1 pseudogene is annotated in these 324 nt (G+C 62.0%); it reads left to right on the top strand.

What is annotated here, in order from left to right:
- Positions 1–324 (top strand): annotated as a pseudogene (locus ASE94_RS17020) (hypothetical protein); the annotation flags it as partial.

Raw genomic sequence — 324 nt, 5'->3', positions numbered from 1 at the left:
GACTCCTTTTTATGCCATGCAATTGCTGGGGCGGCGCGGTGTCGATGGTGCAGTGCTCGATGTACGCCTGCACGGCACAACAGTGTTCAGCCTCGCCGATGAACTGACGCGCCGGGGCACGCCGATCATCTTTGCCACTGCCTTTGGCGATGAGGCGATGCCAGAGCGTTACAAGGGCAAGCCGCGGCTGACCAAGCCCTATGATCGCTCGCGGCTGATCGAAGCTATTCTCGAAATGGGAAACAGGCGGCAAGCTGAGCCGGTGGCGCAGCCCCGGATCATGGCGCGGAGCGCCGCAGACGATAACCGGGATGCAGATCCTCG

Origin of the sequence: Devosia sp. Leaf64 (assembly GCF_001421945.1) — a bacterium.
Taxonomy (GTDB): domain Bacteria; phylum Pseudomonadota; class Alphaproteobacteria; order Rhizobiales; family Devosiaceae; genus Devosia.
The sequence above is the reverse complement of the archived record's forward strand: the minus strand, read 5'-3'. Positions and strand labels throughout refer to the sequence as shown.